At 70.5% G+C, this 17,950-nt stretch carries 21 protein-coding genes; 11 read left to right on the top strand and 10 right to left on the bottom strand.

Annotation, left to right across the window (positions count from 1 at the left end):
* Positions 1 to 5: 5 nt before the first annotated feature.
* The gene (gene pdxH, locus ABQJ56_RS07270) at positions 6 to 593 is read right to left on the bottom strand and encodes a pyridoxamine 5'-phosphate oxidase (RefSeq protein ID WP_367844336.1); all 588 of its coding nucleotides are present in this window, start codon (positions 591 to 593) and stop codon (positions 6 to 8) included.
* A 136-nt stretch (positions 594 to 729) separates the two neighbouring features.
* On the opposite strand from pdxH, the gene ABQJ56_RS07265 reads away from it, so the two are divergent.
* Positions 730 to 1,569: a kinase gene (locus ABQJ56_RS07265; RefSeq protein ID WP_367844335.1), complete on the top strand. Its 840-nt coding sequence runs from the start codon at positions 730 to 732 to the stop codon at positions 1,567 to 1,569.
* 213 nt (positions 1,570 to 1,782) lie between these two features.
* Here the strand turns inward: ABQJ56_RS07265 and ABQJ56_RS07260 are convergent, their stop codons facing one another.
* On the bottom strand, positions 1,783 to 2,127 hold the full coding sequence (locus tag ABQJ56_RS07260) for a YbjQ family protein (protein WP_367844334.1): 345 nt from the start codon (positions 2,125 to 2,127) through the stop codon (positions 1,783 to 1,785).
* 23 nt (positions 2,128 to 2,150) lie between these two features.
* A complete protein-coding gene (locus tag ABQJ56_RS07255; RefSeq protein WP_367844333.1) occupies positions 2,151 to 2,984 on the bottom strand; it encodes an NAD-dependent epimerase/dehydratase family protein in 834 nt (277 codons plus the stop codon).
* 27 nt (positions 2,985 to 3,011) lie between these two features.
* Between ABQJ56_RS07255 and ABQJ56_RS07250 the strand changes: the two genes are divergently transcribed.
* The 5 genes from ABQJ56_RS07250 (at position 3,012) to ABQJ56_RS07230 (ending at position 6,916) form a co-directional block, all read left to right on the top strand.
* Positions 3,012 to 3,566 (top strand): shikimate kinase, encoded by a 555-nt coding sequence (locus ABQJ56_RS07250; RefSeq protein ID WP_367844332.1) that lies wholly within the window; start codon positions 3,012 to 3,014, stop codon positions 3,564 to 3,566.
* Entirely contained in the window at positions 3,563 to 4,663 is a 1,101-nt protein-coding gene (gene aroB / locus ABQJ56_RS07245) for a 3-dehydroquinate synthase (RefSeq protein ID WP_367844331.1), read from the top strand. The genes ABQJ56_RS07250 and aroB overlap by 4 nt, the downstream gene beginning before the upstream one ends.
* 178 nt (positions 4,664 to 4,841) lie before the next feature.
* Positions 4,842 to 5,102: a WGR domain-containing protein gene (locus ABQJ56_RS07240; RefSeq protein ID WP_367844330.1), complete on the top strand. Its 261-nt coding sequence runs from the start codon at positions 4,842 to 4,844 to the stop codon at positions 5,100 to 5,102.
* 1 nt (position 5,103) lies between these two features.
* A complete protein-coding gene (gene hemE / locus ABQJ56_RS07235) occupies positions 5,104 to 6,180 on the top strand; it encodes a uroporphyrinogen decarboxylase (protein ID WP_367844329.1) in 1,077 nt (358 codons plus the stop codon).
* 40 nt (positions 6,181 to 6,220) lie between these two features.
* Positions 6,221 to 6,916, top strand: coding sequence for a hypothetical protein (locus tag ABQJ56_RS07230; RefSeq protein WP_367844328.1), 696 nt, complete (start codon positions 6,221 to 6,223; stop codon positions 6,914 to 6,916).
* Between the two features lie 255 nt (positions 6,917 to 7,171).
* Here the strand turns inward: ABQJ56_RS07230 and ABQJ56_RS07225 are convergent, their stop codons facing one another.
* The 4 genes from ABQJ56_RS07225 to ABQJ56_RS07210 form a co-directional block, all read right to left on the bottom strand.
* Positions 7,172 to 7,411, bottom strand: a complete 240-nt coding sequence (locus ABQJ56_RS07225) for a hypothetical protein (protein WP_367844327.1) — start codon at positions 7,409 to 7,411, stop codon at positions 7,172 to 7,174.
* A gap of 85 nt (positions 7,412 to 7,496) precedes the next feature.
* Positions 7,497 to 7,865 (bottom strand): hypothetical protein, encoded by a 369-nt coding sequence (locus ABQJ56_RS07220; protein WP_367844326.1) that lies wholly within the window; start codon positions 7,863 to 7,865, stop codon positions 7,497 to 7,499.
* A 296-nt stretch (positions 7,866 to 8,161) separates the two neighbouring features.
* Positions 8,162 to 9,334: an acyltransferase family protein gene (locus ABQJ56_RS07215; RefSeq protein ID WP_367844325.1), complete on the bottom strand. Its 1,173-nt coding sequence runs from the start codon at positions 9,332 to 9,334 to the stop codon at positions 8,162 to 8,164.
* A 73-nt stretch (positions 9,335 to 9,407) separates the two neighbouring features.
* Entirely contained in the window at positions 9,408 to 10,304 is an 897-nt protein-coding gene (locus ABQJ56_RS07210) for a LysR family transcriptional regulator (protein WP_367844324.1), read from the bottom strand.
* A 108-nt stretch (positions 10,305 to 10,412) separates the two neighbouring features.
* Between ABQJ56_RS07210 and ABQJ56_RS07205 the strand changes: the two genes are divergently transcribed.
* The gene (locus ABQJ56_RS07205) at positions 10,413 to 10,874 is read left to right on the top strand and encodes a YybH family protein (protein ID WP_367844323.1); all 462 of its coding nucleotides are present in this window, start codon (positions 10,413 to 10,415) and stop codon (positions 10,872 to 10,874) included.
* Complete coding sequence (locus ABQJ56_RS07200) at positions 10,871 to 12,103, top strand: MFS transporter (protein ID WP_367844322.1); 1,233 nt, start codon at positions 10,871 to 10,873, stop codon at positions 12,101 to 12,103. Before ABQJ56_RS07205 ends, ABQJ56_RS07200 begins: the two co-directional genes overlap by 4 nt.
* Before the next feature lie 6 nt (positions 12,104 to 12,109).
* On the opposite strand, the gene def is transcribed toward ABQJ56_RS07200, so the two are convergent.
* Positions 12,110 to 12,646: a peptide deformylase gene (def, locus tag ABQJ56_RS07195; RefSeq protein ID WP_367844320.1), complete on the bottom strand. Its 537-nt coding sequence runs from the start codon at positions 12,644 to 12,646 to the stop codon at positions 12,110 to 12,112.
* Positions 12,647 to 12,815: 169 nt separating this feature from the next.
* On the opposite strand from def, the gene ABQJ56_RS07190 reads away from it, so the two are divergent.
* From ABQJ56_RS07190 to ABQJ56_RS07180, 3 genes are all read left to right on the top strand, one after another.
* Complete coding sequence (locus ABQJ56_RS07190; RefSeq protein WP_367844319.1) at positions 12,816 to 14,888, top strand: carbon starvation CstA family protein; 2,073 nt, start codon at positions 12,816 to 12,818, stop codon at positions 14,886 to 14,888.
* 4 nt (positions 14,889 to 14,892) lie between these two features.
* Positions 14,893 to 15,093 (top strand): YbdD/YjiX family protein, encoded by a 201-nt coding sequence (locus tag ABQJ56_RS07185; RefSeq protein ID WP_367844318.1) that lies wholly within the window; start codon positions 14,893 to 14,895, stop codon positions 15,091 to 15,093.
* 165 nt (positions 15,094 to 15,258) lie between these two features.
* On the top strand, positions 15,259 to 15,801 hold the full coding sequence (locus tag ABQJ56_RS07180) for a DUF2127 domain-containing protein (RefSeq protein ID WP_367844317.1): 543 nt from the start codon (positions 15,259 to 15,261) through the stop codon (positions 15,799 to 15,801).
* Positions 15,802 to 16,021: 220 nt separating this feature from the next.
* On the opposite strand, the gene ABQJ56_RS07175 is transcribed toward ABQJ56_RS07180, so the two are convergent.
* Both ABQJ56_RS07175 and ABQJ56_RS07170 read right to left on the bottom strand, forming a co-directional pair.
* The gene (locus tag ABQJ56_RS07175) at positions 16,022 to 16,924 is read right to left on the bottom strand and encodes a DMT family transporter (RefSeq protein WP_367844316.1); all 903 of its coding nucleotides are present in this window, start codon (positions 16,922 to 16,924) and stop codon (positions 16,022 to 16,024) included.
* Positions 16,925 to 17,000: 76 nt separating this feature from the next.
* Positions 17,001 to 17,879: a glycosyltransferase family 2 protein gene (locus ABQJ56_RS07170; RefSeq protein WP_367844315.1), complete on the bottom strand. Its 879-nt coding sequence runs from the start codon at positions 17,877 to 17,879 to the stop codon at positions 17,001 to 17,003.
* Positions 17,880 to 17,950 lie beyond the last annotated feature (71 nt).

Genomic DNA, 17,950 nt, shown 5'->3' with positions numbered 1-17,950 from the left:
CCTGCTCACGGGTACAGCAGCCGGCGGGTCCAGGTCTGGCCGTGCCGGCTCCAGCGCACGCGGTCGTGCAGGCGGAACTCGGCGCCGTACCAGAACTCGACCATGTCCGGCTCCACCAGGTAGCCGCCCCAGTGCGGCGGGCGCGGCACCTCGCGGCCTTCGAACTCGTGCTCGTAGCGCGCCACGCGCTCGTCGAAACTGTGGCGGTCGGGCAGCGTCTGTGACTGCAGCGAGGCCCAGGCGCCGATCTGGCTGCCGCGCGGGCGGGTGGCGAAGTACGCGTCCGATTCCTCCACCTGCAGCTTGCGCGCCATGCCCTCCACGCGCACCTGCACGCCGTGGCGCAAGAGTTTCCAGTGGAAGCACAGCGCCACCTGCGGGTGCGCCGCCAGCTGGCCGCCCTTGTCGCTGTCGTAGTTGGTGTGGAAGCGCAGGCCGCGTTCGTCCACGCCCTTGAGCAGCACGATGCGCGAGGCGACGCGACCGTCGGCATCCACCGTGGCCAGGTTCATCGCGGTGGGCTCGGCGTCGCCGGAAGCCTTCGCCTCCTCCAGCAACTGCCGGAAAGTATCAAGAATCTCGGGGCTCAACATGGCTTTGAAACTTTTCCCTTGAAACGTGGCGCGCTCGCGCCATCATGACGCGGATGAAACCGGCACATCTTAACCCAATCCCCCACCCGGCCCGTGCCCACGGCCGGCTGCGCCCGCCCGAAGCGGGAGACCGCCGATGAATGCCCCGAGGCCGCACGTCGCCGCGCCAAACGCCTCGCTGGCCGGCCATCTGCTGGACCAGTACGCGGGGCGCATCGCCCGTTCGCGCCGACCCTACCTCATCGGCCTGTCCGGCCTGCAGGGCAGTGGCAAGAGCACGCTGGCGCGCGAGATGAAGGCACAGGCCGAGGCGCGCGGCTGGCCCACCGAGGTGCTGTCGCTGGACGACTTCTACTACTCGCGCAGCGACCGCGAACTGATGGCCCAGCAGATCCACCCGTTGCTGCGCACCCGCGGCGTGCCGGGCACGCACGAGATCGAGCTGTTGCTCTCGGTGCTGGCCGCGCTGCCGCAGGCTTCGGAAAAGCTGCCGGTGTCGTGGCCGCGCTTCGACAAGGGCCGCGATACGCGCATGCCGCCTTCGCGCTGGCCGCGCGTCACCCGGCCGCCGCAGCTGGTGATCGTGGAGGGTTGGGCGCTGGGCATCCGGCCGCAGTCGCAGGCCGCGCTGGACGAACCGGCGAACCGGCTGGAGCGCGAGGAAGATCCCGATGGCAGCTGGCGCCACTGGGTCAACAAGCAGCTGCGCGGCTACCAGCCCCTGTGGCGCAAGTTCGACGCGTTGATCGTGCTGCAGGCGCCGAACTGGAACGTGGTGCGCCGCTGGCGTGGCGAAACCGAGCAGGAGCTGCTGGCCCGGCATGCGCCGCTGGCGATGGACGCCGCCAACCTGGAACGCTTCCTGCAGCACTACGAGCGGCTCAGCCGCCATGCCCTGGCCACCCTGCCCGCGCTCGCCGACAGCGTCGTGGAATACGACGACGACCGCCACATGACGGGGCTCACGCACGCGTGACGGAGTGCGTCCTTTCCCCCGGGGTCCGGGGCGAGACAAGCCGCGAGATCCAGTGCCTCGCCACTGAATGTCGGAAAAGTGCTTTCCTGCACTTTCCCGACTCGCCGAGTCCGGCACAAGACCGGACTCGGCTCCGCTGGTCAATCACCTGGGTGATTGACCAGCGTGCGACCCATCCGTGGATCGCGTGTAGCAGGCCGCTGTAGCGGCCTGCTACACCGGCTCCACCTGCACCGCCGTGCCGTAGGACAGCACCTCGGTGACGCCTTCGGCCACGTCGTTGGCGTCGTAGCGCATCGCGATCACCGCGTTCGCCCCCATCGCGCCGGCGTGCTGCAGCATCAGCTCGAAGGCCTCCTCGCGCGCCTTCTCGCACAGCTCGGTGTAGATCGTGATGTTGCCGCCCACCAGGGTCTGCAGCGCGGCGCCCAGGTTGCCCACCACGCTGCGCGAACGCACGGTGATGCCGCGCACGATGCCCAGCGTGCGTACCACGCGGTAGCCGTGCAGCTCGTTGCCGGTGCTGACCATGGCGTGCGGGATCGGGAAACTGGCCATCTGCGGACTCCGTGGGGGAAAGCTCAAGTATCCAGCAAGGCCGCGTAACCGTCGCGTGCATCGGGCCATTGCGGCATCCAGCCGCTGGCCCGCAAGCGGGCATTGCTCAGCCGCTTGCTGCCCACGCCGGCGGGCGCCGGGCCTTCGGGCGGCGGCGGCGCGTCGACCAGCTGCGCAAGAAAGTCGTACAGCTCGTCCAGCGGCAGCGGCGTGTCGTCCACGCCCAGGTACAAGGGCCCGGGCACGGGCAGGCGCAACAGGTGCGCGACCGCCGCCGCCGCGTCGTCGACATGGATGCGGTTGGCCCAGTGCGGCACCTCGCGCGGCACGCGCAGCGCCCCGCCGCGCAGGCGCTCGACCAGCTGCAGGCGGCCTGGCCCGTACAGGCCGGCCAGGCGCAGCACGGTGGACGGCACGGCCTGCGCCGCCAGCCACTGCTCGGCTTCGAGCAGCAGCGCGCCGTTGAAGCCCGCCGGCGCGGGCGGCGTGTCTTCGTCCACCCAGTCGCCGTCGTGCTCGCCGTACACCGCGCTGGAGGACACCAGCAGCACCTGCCGCAGCGCGCGGCCGTCCAGCGCCTCCAGCAGGTGGCGCAGCCCGTCCACGAACAGCGCGCGGTACGCCGCCTTGTCGCGCGCGTCCGGCGCGGGCAGGTACACCACGCGGGTGATGCCTGCAGGCAAGCCGCCCAGCGTATGCGGCTGCGCGAGGTCGGCCCCCAGCCAGCGCAGGCCGGGTCCGCCCTGCGGCGGGGGAGTACGGCGCAGCGCCCACGTTTCGTGGCCCTGCGCCAGCAGGCGTGCGGCCACGCGCAAACCAAGGTCGCCACAACCGGCGAGCAAAATCCGTTCGGCCATCCAAACACCTGCTGTTAGAGTTGTCGCATGAATCCGTCGCGCAACCTGTTCCTGATCGGCCCGACCGGCGCGGGCAAGACTTCGCTCGGCCGACGGCTCGCCACGCATTATGGCCTCTCCTTCGTCGACCTCGACCGCGAGATCGAGCGCCGCACCGGCACGGACGTCGCCACCGTGTTCGAGCTCGAGGGCGAGCCCGGCTTCCGCCAGCGCGAGAGCGCACTGCTGGACGAATTCAGCGCCGGAGCCGGCGTGCTGCTGGCCACCGGTGCCGGCGCGGTGCTCGATCCGCGCAATCGCGCCCTGCTGGCGACGCGCGGCTACGTGCTGTGGCTGCAGGCCGGCATCGAGGAACAACTCGAACGGCTGGCGCGCGATACCCAGCGTCCGCTGCTGGCCGGGGCCGACCGCCGCGCGCGCCTCGAAGCGATGGCGGCGATCCGCGAACCGCTGTACCGCGAAACCGCCGACCTCGTGCTGCCCTCCACCCACGGCATCGCGGCGATCGGCATGCGGGCCATCGCGCTGATCGACCTGCACTGGCAACGCCACTCCCTCCCCACGCCCTCGCCCGCCGCATGAACCCTCCCAGCCCCACCACCATCGACGTCGCCCTCGGCGCGCGCAGCTACCCCGTCTGGATCGGCCGCGGGCTGCTCGGCGACAGTGCTCGCTGGCGCGCCATGCTGCGCGGCCGCCATGTCCTGGTGGCGAGCAACACCACGGTGGCGCCGCTCTACCTCGAACGCGTGGCGCGCGGCCTCGACGGCCTGCAGTGGTCGAGCTTCCTGCTCGACGACGGCGAAGCGCACAAGAGCTTCGCCAACGTGGAACGCGCGCTGGCGGCGCTGGCCGGGCTGGGCGCCACCCGCGACGCCTGCGTGATCGCGCTGGGCGGCGGCGTGGTGGGCGACCTCGCCGGCTTCAGCGCGGCATGCTGGATGCGCGGCATCGACTTCATCCAGATGCCCACCACCCTGCTGGCGATGGTGGATTCCTCGGTGGGCGGCAAGACCGGCGTGAACCTGCCGGCCGGCAAGAACCTGGTCGGCGCCTTCCACCAGCCGCGCGCGGTGGTGGCCGACATCGACACCCTGGCCACCCTGCCCGATCGCGAATACCGCGCCGGCCTCGCCGAGGTGATCAAGGGCGCGGCGATCGGCGACGAGCCGTTCTTTGCGTGGCTGGAAGCGCACGCCGGCGCGCTGGCGGCGCGCGACGAGACCGCCGTGGTCGAGGCGATCGCGCGCAAGCTGCGCTACAAGGCCGGCGTGGTGGCGCGCGACGAGACCGAACAGGGCGAGCGCGCCCTGCTCAACCTCGGCCACACCTTCGGCCACGCGCTGGAAACCGCCGGCCGCTACACCACCCTGCTGCACGGCGAAGGCGTGGCGGTCGGCATGCTGCTGGCGGCGCGGCTGTCCGAGCGGCTGGGCATGGCCGGGGCTGCCGACACCGCGCGCCTGCAGCGCCTGCTGGAAACCACGGGCCTGCCCGCCGCCGTGCCTGCCGGCTTCGATCCGGAGCAGTTGCTCGCCCTGATGCGGCTGGACAAGAAGAACACCGCCGGCACCCTGCGGCTGATCCTGTGGCGCGGCATCGGCCGAGCCGAGATCGTGGGCGGGGTGGCCGGGGAGGAAGTGCTGGCCGTGCTGCGCGAGGCGATCGCGTCGGCGTAGGGGCGCACCCTGTGCGCGACGGGCGGCCGTGGGCAGCGAGAGAGGCGCGGGACGCACCGTCGCCATGCCTGCTCTGTCGACTCGTCCCTTTCAGCTGCTTCCCGCTTTCGCGCGCTCCGACAAAGCGCTTGCCCACCTGTAAACTGTGGCTCCCGGCTCACGCCCAACGCCTCGCCCCATGCGCCTCTACCTGCAAAACCTGCCCGGCAGCACCGAGGCGCCCCGCTACGTCCAGATCGTGCTGGAGCAGGATCTGCTCGGCGGCTGGACGCTGTACCGCGAGACGGGCCAGCAGGGCGGCAAGGCCACGCTCAGGCGCGAGCAGTTCCTGGAACGCGAAGCCGCGATCAGCGCGTTCGAGAAGGCGCGCGACGCCCAGCTCAAGCGCGGCTACCGCGTGATGTTCGCCCAGGGCCTGGAAGGCCCTTACGGACGATGAGATGAATCCACCGCTGAAGAACGACCGTTTCCTGCGCGCGTTGCGGCGCGAGCCCGTCGACACCACGCCGGTCTGGGTGATGCGCCAGGCCGGCCGCTACCTGCCCGAATACCGCGCCACGCGCGAGCGCGCCGGCAGCTTCATGGGCCTGGCGCAGAACCCCGAGTTCGCCTGCGAGGTGACGCTGCAGCCGCTGCAGCGCTTCGATCTTGACGCGGCGATCCTGTTCTCCGACATCCTCACCATCCCCGACGCGATGGGCCTCGGTCTCTCCTTCGCGCAGGGCGAAGGCCCGCAGTTCGCGCACCCGCTGCGCAGCGCCACCGACATCGCGCGGCTGGCCGTGCCCGACATGGACGGCGAACTGCGCTACGTGATGGACGCGGTGCGGCTGATCCGCCGCGAGCTGGCCGGCCGCGTGCCGCTGATCGGCTTCGCCGGCAGTCCGTGGACGCTGGCCTGCTACATGGTGGAAGGCAGCGGCTCGCGCGACTTCGCCACGCTGAAGGCGATGTGCTGGAACGAACCTGCGCTGGCCCATCAACTGCTCGACGTGCTGGCGTGCAGCGTGTCCGCCTACCTCGCGGCGCAGGCCGCGGCCGGCGCGCAGGCGCTGATGGTCTTCGACACCTGGGGCGGCCTGCTCGGCCCCGCGCCGTTCCGCGAATTCTCGCTGCGCTACATGGCGCAGATCGTCGCCGCGCTGAAGAACGACGCGCATGCGCGCGAGCTGCCGGTGATCCTGTTCTCCAAGGGGGCCAACGCGCATCTCGCCGAGATGGCGGATTCAGGCTGCGCCGCGCTGGGCGTGGACTGGACGGTCGACCTGGCCGACGCGCGCCGTGCCGTGGGCGGCAAGGTGGCGCTGCAGGGCAACCTCGACCCCGCGATCCTGCGCGCCGGCCCCGAGGTGATCCGCCGCGAGGCGCGCGCCGTGCTCGACAGCTACGGCCCGCACCCCGGCCACGTGTTCAACCTCGGCCACGGCATCACGCCGGAAGTCGATCCCGGACACGTGCGCGTGCTGGTGGACGAGGTGCACACTTACGGGCGGGCGCTGCGCGGCGCGCCGGCCTGATCACCGGGCCGGCCGGCGACGGGGCGTCATCGGAGTCTCCATGAAGACCACGGGTATCGCGTTGTCCGGCTGGCTTGCATTGGCGGGTTTCGCCGCTTCGGCGCAAACCGAGCTGCCCGCCGTGAAGGTCACCGCGCCATCGTTCTCGTCGCAGCGTGGCGGTTACCTGATTTCCGGGGACTTCAAGGTCGATCCGCGCATGCCGTCGGTGGTATTTCCCGCGCAGGCACTGGTGAAGGGCGACATCCTCAGCATCGAGCCGATATCCCTGCAGGACAACGAATACCTGGTGCTGCAGGAGTGCGCGTCGGCCGACTGCCATGAAGCCAGCATCGTGCGCTTCTGGACCGCGGACAACATCGGTGGCGACGATGCACGCTACAACCGCGTGCGGATCACGCACGAGAACAAGTATTTCATCTGGCTGAAGCGCCTTCCGGAGGTATCGGGCCAGAGCTGCGGCCAGGGCTGGTTCAAGTTCAGCAACGACACCACCGAGTGCGGCAGTCACTTCACCAGCTTCCAGCAGATCAGTCCACCGCTGACGCTGATTCCCAACGGCGATCTGGCGGCGTTCCACCAGGAGGCGCTGCAGAAGGCCATGCGTAGCGATCCTGTCCGGGTCAGGCAGCAGGCGCACGAAGGGTCCACCTACGTGGTGACGTACGATGGGGGCAGCATCGCGCGCATCCAGCGCATGCACGCCACGCGCGGGAACCCGCAGGATCAGCAATGACGGCCTGACCGGCAAACATCGGCCCGCAGACGCACGTGCGCATGCTGGCAGTCGGGCTCGCCGGCGCACGCTGCGCGGCGACCGGGCGAGCTGCCGCCGCACCGTCCGGCGGTGCAGGGCGCCTTGGAGTCCCAGGCAGCCTGGCGCGGCTCGTCATCCCGGCAAAGGCCGGAATCCGGCAACTCCGTGGCCATGCAGGCGGCCCCCGGCTGTCGCAAGCCGCTTGCCGGAATGACGTTGCCTCGAGCGCCGCGATCAGCCGCACTGCCCGCAGCAGGTACTGCCGCCGCTGACATGCACCGGCTGCTCCAGCAGCCGCGCCGCGCATCCCAGCTCGTGCAGCCTGTCCAGCACCTGCGCCGCCGTGGCGTTGGCGCGCACTTCCAGCCGGCCGTGCGCGGCCTCCAGCACGACCGAGGCATGGACATCGAGCGCGCGCAACGCGCCGGTCATGGCGGCGGCATCGTGGTGACAGGTGGAGAGTTCGAACTGCATCGGGGCGCCTTGCGGGGAATGCCGGCACACCATGATGCAAGGCGCCGGTGCACCGGCCCCTGATCCAGATCAGCCGATGCGCCCCTCAGCGCATGTGCACCCAATGCACATGGACGCCGTTGGCGCGATCCTCGGCGCGAACGCCCTCGCGCCCATCCACCACGATGCCCCAGCTCGAGCGTGCCGCGCCGGCCTGGATGCGATCCACGCGCACGTGCTCGCCCTTGGGGATGGCGAAGCGCGTCTCGACCACCATCACCCCTTCGCGCTGGTAGACCAGGGTCGCGGCACGGCCCACGCCGGCGCCCCAGCCGATGTGCAGCTCGCAGGCCAGGGGCGCATGCACGCCGCGGTTGTCCAGGCTCCAGCCTTCGGTCTTGCTGAGCAACAGCTGGAGGTCGGGATGACTCCAGTCCACGATGTTGCCGGATGGCGGCTTGCTGTAATGGCTCATGTGCGCGGGACTTCCTGGCCGGACACCGGGCTTGCGGGGTGTCCGGCACGCGCGGGCATGCGCGTACCTTCGCAGGCATCCGCGACCGTACCCGCACAAGGATGAAATTCATGCGATGTCATGGCCGCACTATCGGCGGGAATGGCCCGTTCTTGAGACGATGCAGCCATGCTGCGTTCAGCCGCGGCCGCCTTTTCGCACGGCCTGCGCGGCTGCCCGGGGATGTTCCGATCAAATCCACGCAGGCGGCATGGTGTCCAGAAGGGCCGCCTGCGTGGATTTTGAGCAGGGCATTCCTAGCCCGCTTGCACCCGCGCGCGTCCGCACGATCCGGCGCCCATCAACCGGGCTTGCAACCAACGCCCGCTCGGCACCGACAGCCAGCGCTCCACCGCGAGGCCCAGCAGCCAGCACAACCCCAGCGCCGGCAGGTACCACAGCCAGCCGCGCGCCGGGTCGCCGTCCCAGGCGCGGTACGCGCGCACCACCGCGAACACCACGAACATGTGGGTGAGGTAGATCTCGTAGCTCATGCGCCCCCAGGCACGCAGCCAGCCGAGGCCGCGCCGCGGCGGCACCTCGCCGAGTTCGGCACGCCAACGGCAGCACAGCAGCAGGCACAGGGCGGACAGCGTGAGCACCAGCATGTAGCCGTCGCGCAGCCAGTGCCACAGCGCGCCGCCGTCCAGCAGCACCGCGCCCAGGCCCAGCGCGCCCAGCCAGCCCAGCATGGCGGCGGTGCGCCGTGGCGGCCGGCAGGCATCGGCCAGCAGCGCGCCGAGCACGCCGGTGGCGATCGCCGCCATGCCCGGCAGGTAGGCCTTCTCCAGCCAGATCTCGTTGCCGTGCAGCGCGGCGCGCGCCCACGGCAGGGACAGCGCGAGCAGCACCAGCGGCGGCACCAGCAAGGCACGCCGGCGCAGCAGCAGGCAGGCCAGCGGGAAACCGAGGTAGAACGCCTCCTCGATGGAAAGCGACCACAGCACGTCCCACGAACCGGGCAGGTAACCGGTGCGCCCCTCGTACCCGTTCAGGTGCAGGCCCAGCGCCGACAGCAGCGCACCCGGCAACGACTGGCCGGCGCGATGGATCACGTAATCCTGCACGCCGGACAGGTGCAGCGCGCCGAGCACGACCAGCAAGGCCAGCAGGCAGGGCACGATGCGCGCAAAGCGCCGCGCGTAGAACGCGCGCGCATCGATCGCCGCGAGGCTGCCCCAGCGGCGCAACGTGTTGCCCGCGATCAGGAAGCCGGAGATCACGAAGAACACGTATACGGCCTCGTAGCCGTTCCAGTTCAACCGGTTCAGCAGCCAGGTCGGCAGCACGTCGGCCAGCGCGCTCTGCTCCAGCGGAATGCGTATCCCGAGATGGTTGAACACCACCAGCACGATCGCCAGGCCACGCAGCGCATCGATACCTGGGTTGCGGGAACCCGCGGCCTTCATTTCCGGCACCGCTTCGCGCATGCACCCTGTCTCGTCGTGTCGAGCGGCGATGGTGGCGGCAAGGCGGCCGGCGGGCAAGACGGCCGGGGCCGCCTCAACCCGGCGGCTCGGCCGTCCAGCGCGCCGCCGCGAAGTCGATGAAGGCGCGCGTGCGGGCGGGCAGTTGTTTGCCGGGCGGCCACACGACGTGCAGCGGCAGGCCGGGCAGTTGCCAGTCGTCCAGCACGGTTTCCAGCCGTCCCTGGTCGAGCAGCGGACGCACCTGCCACAGCGCGACCACCGCAATGCCCAGGCCGGCCGCGGCGGCGGCATTGCAGGCGGCGGCGTTGTCCGCGCGGAAGCGGCCGCGCACTTCCACCGATTGGCGGCGATTGCCGCGGGCATAGTCCCAACGCTGCCTAGCGCCGCTGCCCTGGCGCAGGATGCACTCGTGCCGGCCCAGCTCGGCCGGCGTGCGGGGTCGGCCATGCCGCGCGAAGTAACCCGGCGCGCCCACGGTGAGCATGCGCAAGGTACCGAGCTGGCGCGCATGCAGCCGGCTGGGCGCCAGCTCGCCCAGCCGCACGGTGACATCCAGCTTCTCGCGCTGCAGGTCGACATGCTGGTCGGCCACCACCAGTTCCACGGTCACGTCGGGATAACGCTCCATGAAGGCGGCGATCAGCGGCACCAGGTAGGGCGCGCTGAACTGGGTGGAGCCGCCGATGCGCAGCGCACCATCGATGCGCGCGCCGTGCTCGGCCAGTTCGGAGCGGGCGAGGTCGATGTCCGCCAGTGCCGTGCGGATGCGCGCATGGAAGGCCAGCCCCGCCGCGGTGGGTTGCGCGCGGCGCGTCGTGCGCTGGATCAGCTCCACCCCCAGCTCGCGCTCCAGCGCCTGCAGCGAACGGCTCACCGCCTGCAGCGAACGATGCAGATGGCGCGCGGCCGCGCTGAGGTTGCCCTGCTCCACGATGGCGACGAAGACGCGGTAGTCGTCCAGGCTGGCCACGACATTCTCCCGTTTTACGTGATAGTCAGTCCATGCTAACGCCCATTCTCCCTAACCGTTTCCGGGCGAAGAATGGCCGCCTCCCCGTTCCCCACCCGGAGGCATCCCATGTCCACCCTGCTTCCCGCCGCCATCGACGGCAACGAAACGAGGCTCGACCGCGCCTCGCCCCTGGCCGCGCTGAGCGCGTTCTATCGCGCCTTCAACGGCCGCGACATCGAGGCCATGGCGCGCATCTGGCACGATGGTGCCGATGCGGCGATGAGCAATCCGCTGGGCGGCATCGCGCGCGGCTGGCCGGCGATCCGCGCGGTGTACCAGCGCATCTTCGAAGGCAAGGCGCGGGTGCGCGTGGCGTTCCACGACTACACCTTGCACGAGGCCGGCGACGTGTTCTGGGCGGTGGGCCGCGAGCGCGGCGCGCTGGAACGCGAGGGCCTGCGGCTGGAACCGGCGATCCGCACCAGCCGGCTGTTCCGCCGCATCGACGGCGCGTGGCGGCAGGTCCATCACCATGGCTCGTTCGACGACGCGGCCCTGCTCGCCGCCTACCAGGAAGCCGTGCGGTGAACGCGCCGCTGCCGACGGAAGTGCGCACTGCGCGGGCCCCGGTGCTGCTGTTCGCGCTGGCCACCGGCGTGATCGTGCAGAGCCTGTATGTGGCGCAGCCGCTGGTGGGCGTGATTGCCCGTTCACTGGGCCTGCCCGCCGCCGTGGTGAGCCTGGTCGCCACGCTGGCGCTGCTCGGCTATGCGCTCGGCCTGTTCCTGCTGGTGCCGTTGTGCGATCTGGTGGAGAACCGCCGGCTGGTGCTGGCCACGCTGGCGATCAACGCGCTGACCCTGCTGGTCGCCGCGCTGCCGGTACCGGCGCCGGCCTTCCTCGCCGCCAGCCTGCTGGCAGGCTTCAGCGCCACGGCGATCCAGATGCTGATACCGCTGGCGGCGGCGATGACGGCAGAGGCGCAACGAGGCCGCGTGATCGGCAACATCACCAGCGGCATGATGCTGGGCATCATGCTGTCGCGTCCGCTGGCCAGCGTGATCGCCGGCTACCTGGGCTGGCGCGCCAGCTACGCCGTGCTGGCGGCATCCATCGTGCTGCTGTCGCTCGCACTGGCGCGTTCGATGCCCAGCCTGCCGCCGCGGCAGCGCATGGCGTACCCGGCCTTGCTGTCCTCGCTGGCCGCGCTGTGGCGCGCGGAACCGCTGCTGCGCGAACGCGCGCTGTCGGTGGCGCTGTGCTTCGGCGCGTTCAGCGCGTTCTGGGGCATGGTGGCGCTGCGCCTGGCGGCGGCGCCGTTCGGGCTGCACGCGAACGGCATCGCGCTGTTCGCGCTGGCCGGGGTGAGCGGCGCGATCAGCGCGCCGCTGGCCGGACGGCTGGGTGACGCCGGCAAGGCCCGCGCCGCCACGCTCGCGGCGCATGCCTGCGTGGTGCTGGCGGCGCTGCTGGCCTGGCTGGGCGGCGAGGCAGGGCTGTTCGCGTCGCCGACGCTCGCACTGGCGACGCTGGTGGTTGCGGCGATCCTGCTCGATGCGGGCACCATCGGCGACCTCACCCTGGGCCGACGCGAGATCAACCTGCTGCGGCCGGAAGCGCGCGGCCGCATCAACGGCCTGTATACCGGCGTGTTCTTCGTGGGTGGCGCGGTCGGCTCGGCGCTGGCCGGCCTGGCCTGGGCCCGCGCCGGCTGGGACGGCACCTGCCTCGCGGCACTGGGCTTCGGACTGGCCGCGCTGGTCAGCGGCCTGCGCCGCCGCGTGCCCTCGCCGGGGGTTGCCGCCTGCACGTCGTGACCGCGGCTACTCGTCCGCCACGTCCATGCCTGGAAACAGCACCTCGGTGTAGCCGAACTTGCTGAAGTCGGTGATGCGCGAGGGATAGAGCCGGCCGATCAGGTGGTCGCATTCGTGCTGCACCACGCGGGCATGGAAGCCCTCGGCGCGGCGGTCGATCGCGGCTCCCCTGGGGTCGGTGCCCTGGTAGCGGATCAGCGAGTAGCGGTTCACCGCGCCGCGCAGCCCGGGCACGGAGAGGCAGCCTTCCCAGCCTTCCTCCATGTCCTGCGACAGCGGCGTGATGACGGGATTGAGCAGGATGGTGCGCGGCACCTCGGGCGCGTCCGGGTAGCGCTCGGAGTGCTCGAAGCCGAAGATCACCAGCTGCAGGTCCACGCCGATCTGCGGCGCGGCGAGGCCCACGCCGCCGGCATCCTGCATGGTGTCGAACATGTCGGCGATCAGGGCATCCAGTTCCGCGCTGCCGAGCATCGCGTCGGGCACCGGCGGCGCCACGCGCAGCAGGCGCGGGTCGCCCATCTTCAGGATCTCGCGGATCATCGCAACCTCGGCTGGGTGACGTGGCTGGCCACTTTAGCGGCACCGACATGACGCTGGCGTGCCCGCGCATGAACGCACCGGCATTCGACCAATGGCTAAGCCGCGCGGCATTGACCCCCACCACGCCCGGCGAGACCCTTGCCGGGAGTTCCACAGGGGAGTTCCCTGCATGCACAGCACAACCGTCAAACCCGGCCCGGCGGCGAAGATCCTCTGGGTCGCCATCGCCATCGTGGGCGCCTGGTGCCTCGGCGTGGTGGCGTTGCGCCGCGGCGAGCCGATCAATGCGATCTGGCTGGTCGCCGCGGCGATCGCGGTGTTCGTGATCGGCTACCGCTTCTACGGCAAGTTCATCGAGCACTACGTGTTGCAGCTGGACCCCAGCCGCGCACCGCCCTCGGTGCTGCGCAACGACGGCCTGGACTACGTGCCCACCGACAAGTGGGTGGTGTTCGGCCACCACTTCGCCGCGATCGCGGGCGCGGGCCCGCTGGTCGGCCCGGTGCTGGCGGCGCAGATGGGTTACCTGCCCGGCACGATGTGGATCCTGTTCGGCGTGGTGTTCGCCGGCGCGGTGCAGGATTTCATGATACTCGCGCTCTCGCTGCGCCGCGACGGCCGCTCGCTGGGCCACATGCTGCGCGAGGAACTGGGGCCGCTGCCCGGCATCGTGGCGATGATCGGCGTGCTGGTGCTGATGATGATCGTGCTGGCGGTGCTGGCGCTGGTGGTGGTGAAGGCGCTCACGCACAGCCCGTGGGGCACCTTCACGGTGGCCGCCACCATCCCGATCGCGCTGCTGATGGGCGTCTACCTGCGCTGGTTCCGCCCGGGCCGCATCCTGGAAGTGTCGATCATCGGCCTGGTGCTGTTGCTGCTGTCGATCTGGGCCGGCCGGTTCGTGGCCGATTCGGCGGTGCTGGGGCCGGTCTTCGACCTCGACGCCAAGGCGCTGGCCTGGTGGCTGATCGGCTACGGCTTCTGCGCCTCGGTGCTGCCGGTGTGGCTGCTGCTGGCGCCGCGCGACTACCTCAGCACCTTCCTCAAGATCGGCACCATCGCGCTGCTGGCGCTGGCGATCTTCCTCGCCGCGCCGATGCTGCAGATGCCGGCGGTGACGAAGTTCATCGACGGCACCGGCCCGGTGTTCGCCGGCAACCTGTTCCCCTTCCTGTTCATCACCATCGCCTGCGGCGCGGTGTCGGGCTGGCATTCGATCATCGCCTCGGGCACCACGCCCAAGCTGCTGGCGAACGAGGGCCAGGCGCGCCTGGTCGGCTACGGCGGCATGCTGATGGAGGCCTTCGTGGCGATCATGGCGATGGTCGCGGCGGTCTCGCTGCATCCCGGCGTGTATTTCGCGATGAATGCGCCGGGCGCGATCATCGGCACCACGGTGGAGCACGCGGCGCAGACGATCAGCCAGTGGGGCTTCGTGGTGACGCCCGACGAGCTGATCCGCACGGCGAAGGATGTGGGTGAACAGAGCATCCTCAGCCGCGCCGGCGGCGCGCCCACGCTGGCGGTGGGCATGGCCCAGCTGCTGCACAACATCCTGCCCGGCGAAGGCATGATGGCGTTCTGGTACCACTACGCGATCCTGTTCGAGGCGCTGTTCATCCTCACCACGGTGGACGCCGGCACGCGCGTGGGCCGCTTCATGATCCAGGAGATCGCCGGTCTCATCCACCAGCCGCTGCAGGCCACCGAGTCCTGGGCCGGCAACCTGCTCGCCACCGCGGTCTGCGTGGCGCTGTGGGGCTACTTCCTGTACCAGGGCGCGGTCGATCCGCTGGGCGGCATCAATACGCTGTGGCCGCTGTTCGGCATCGCCAACCAGATGCTGGCGGCGATCGCGCTGATGCTGGCCACGGTGGTGGTGGTGAAGCTCAAGCGCGAGCGCTACGTGTGGGTGCCGGGCATCCCCGCGATCTGGCTGATCGTGTGCACGCTGGCCGCGGGCTGGGAAAAACTCAGCGGGCCGATCAGCTTCACCGCGGCCGCCGACAAGTACGCCGCCGCGCTGGCGAACGGCCAGCTGCTGGCGCCGGCCAAGACCACCGCGGCGATGCAGCAGATCATCACCAACAACCGCGTGGACATGGTGATGACCGCGATCTTCATGGCGCTGGTGGTGGTGATGACCCTGTTCTGCTTGAATGCCCTCGTGAAGGCCTGGCGCACCAACCACCCCACCGCCAACGAGGAGCCCTACGTGGCGCTGGCGGACGTGGCACACTGACGCCATGGACCTCCACGCGCGACTGCAGACCTTGCGGAAACGGGCGGTGCAGACCGCCCGCCTGTGCTGCGGCGTGCCGGACTACGAGGTCTACGTGAGGCACCTGCGCGAGCACCACCCCGAGCGCAAGGTGCCCAGCTACGCCGAGTTCTTCCGCGAACGCCAGGAAGCCCGCTACAAGGGCGGCGGAGGGCGCTGCTGCTGATCCCCCGGCCCTTGCCGTGGCCGCGCCGGCTCCCACCGGCGTGGCCGCGCGCTTTTCCCCGCTTCCCTGCAGCTTGGGGATTTTCCGGGCAGCCCCCATGTCTTTGCGCACTGGCCATTCCTGCCGCAGCAGGAACAATGGCGCGACCGATTGGCAGAACATCCCATGTCCGAGATCGAGAACATCGCAGCCGCAGAGCCGGTCGCGCGCCCCGCGCCGCGGGTGTCGCCGCACCGCGCCGGCCTGCGCGTGATCGCGACGTACGAGATCATCAAGACCGTGTGCCTGCTGCTGGTCGCCGTGGCGGCGTTCCACCTAGACCACCAGCAGAATTTCGAGCGGCTGGTGCACTGGCTGGAGCATCTGTCGTTGTCCGACAGCAACGGCCTGCGCTGGCGGATGGTGGCGATGCTGCAGGATTTCGGCCCCAGCCGCTTCGTGGCGGTGGGCCTGGTGGCGCTGGGCTATGCCGTGCTGTTCGGCATCGAGGGCGTGGGCCTGTTGCTGGGCAGGTACTGGGCGGAATGGTTCACGGTGATCGCCACCGCCTCGCTGATCCCGATCGAGCTGTACGAGACCCTGCATCGTTTCGGCTGGCTGAAGCTGGCTGCGTTGGCCGGCAACGTGGCGATCGTGGTGTACCTGGTGCGCGTGGCACTGCAGACCCGCGAGGCGCGCAGGATGGCGGCGCACGCCCGGACTCACTGAGGATTGGGCGCGGGGCGCCGTGATGCGCTCGGCTGATCCGGCTTGCGTGCCGCCTGCGCAAGCGACAAAGCAACTTCGGTCGTCTGCCACAAGTTTCAGAGCGGTTTCGGGCGCCCGAAGCGCGCCCGAAACCGCTCTGTCGCTCGCAAGGCAAGAAAGCCAAAAGCCCCTCTCCAGCCCTTCCGGGCAACCTCTCCCGCAAGCGGGTGAGGCGCAAGCTTCACACCTCGTGATGCACTGCCTCGGCCGGCAACGCGTCGATGGGCTTGCGTCGCGGCGCCAGCTCCACCAGGTACATCGCCCCCAGCACCAGCACGCCACCGGCGAGCATGCGCCAGGTCAGCAGGTCGCTGCCCAGCACCACCGCGAACGCGGCGGCGAACACCGGCTCGGTGGTCATCACGATCGCGGCGCGCGTGGCCGGCAGGTGCGCCTGCGCCCAGGTCTGCATCAGCATCGCGCCGGCGCCGGCGATCAGCGCCATGTAAAGCACGGCCAGCCAGGCGGCACGATCCGGCGGCGCCACCGGGCCGCCGTGCGGCAGCGTGGCGACCAGGCAGACCAGGGCGATGGCGACCATCTGCAGCGCCGACAGGCCGAATGCCTCGCCGTGGCGCGACCACTGTCCCAGCAGCACGATGTGCAACGCGTACAGCACCGCCGAAGCCAGCGTCAGCCACACACCCGCGTCCACCGACACGCCATTGAGCGAGAGCAGCGCGAGGCCGGCGGTGGACAGGCCTACCGCGAGCCACACCACCCCGGGCATGCGCTGGCGCAGCAGCAGCGTCGCCAGGATCGGCGTGAACACCACGTACATGCCGGTGGCGAATCCGCTGACGCTGGGCGCGATCAGCTGCAGGCCACGGGTCTGCAGCAGCTGCCCGATGCCGTAGACCACGCCCAGCGCGAGCCCGCGCGCGATGCCCGCGCGGCCCAGCCGCCAGACATGGCGCGGGAACAGCGCCAGCATCGCCAGCGCGGCGATGGCGAAGCGCACGGCGAGGAAGTCCGCCACCGGCATGCGCGCCACCACGTCCTTGATCATGAAGAACGTGGAGCCCCATACGGCGGTCATCGCCAGCAGGCCCAGGGTGGGGAGGGTCGTGGTGCGTGTGGTCATGCGAGGGGTGAATGACGGCAAGCGGGAGAAAAGCTCGATGCGGCGGGCTTCGCTCTCCCCATTTTCCCACGCCTCTTCACTCACTCCTTGTCTTGCGCAGCAACTGACCGGGGATCTGCGCGAGGAAGTGCGCCCAGATGCCCAGCCACACCGTGGCCGCCACCAGCGGCCGGCGCGCCTCCGGATCGAACTTGCGGAACCAGCGCCACATGCCGCGATGCTTGTGTCGGCTCACGAACACCGGGCGATGCCGGCTGGAACCGCCCTTGCCGTGCAGTACGCGCACGTCGCCGGCCAGCAGCACGCGCCAGCCGGCGTCGCGCACGCGGCGGCACAGGTCCAGGTCCTCGCAATGCAGGAAATAGCCCTCGTCGAAGCCGCCCAGCCGCTCGAACAGGTGGCGCGGCAGCAGCATCAGCGCGCCAGACACCGCCTCGGCCTCGACCAGGTGATCCGGCACCTCGCCGCCGACCTCGACGCGCTCGCCCCGGCCGCCGAACAGGCTGGCCAGCGCGCGGCGCAGCAGCGGATCGCGCCGGTACGAAGCCGGGTCGGGGCTGCCCTGCGCGTCGCAGACCACGGCGCCGAGCAGGCCGACCTGCTGCTCGCTGTCGAACACGGCGAGCAGGCGGTCGAGGCTGGCCTGGTCCAGCAGGCAGTCGGGATTGAGCACCAGCAGCAGCTGGCCGCGCGCCTCCTGTGCCGCGCGGTTCACCGCCGGGCCGAAACCGAGGTTGGCGTGGTTCTGGATCAGGCGGAAACGCGGCTCGTGTTCATGCGCGCGCGCCAGCGCCTGCGGCACGCCGTCGGCCGAGGCGTTGTCGATCAGCAGCAGCTCCAGCGGCGTGGTGCAGGCCAGCACCCGGCGCACGCAATCGCGCAGGCCCTGGCCGCTGTCGGCGGACACCACGATCACGCTGAGCGGCGACGGCGAGGGGACGAGAGGCGTGTTCACGGTGCAAGTATGCGGCAGGAGGCGTGAGACATGCGCGCGCGGCGCGGGTCGACAAAGCGGGAAGATGGCGG

It is taken from the genome of Rhodanobacter geophilus (assembly GCF_040812275.1).
In the GTDB taxonomy this organism is placed as follows: Bacteria; Pseudomonadota; Gammaproteobacteria; order Xanthomonadales; family Rhodanobacteraceae; genus Rhodanobacter_A; species Rhodanobacter_A geophilus.
The sequence above is the reverse complement of the archived record's forward strand: the minus strand, read 5'-3'. Positions and strand labels throughout refer to the sequence as shown.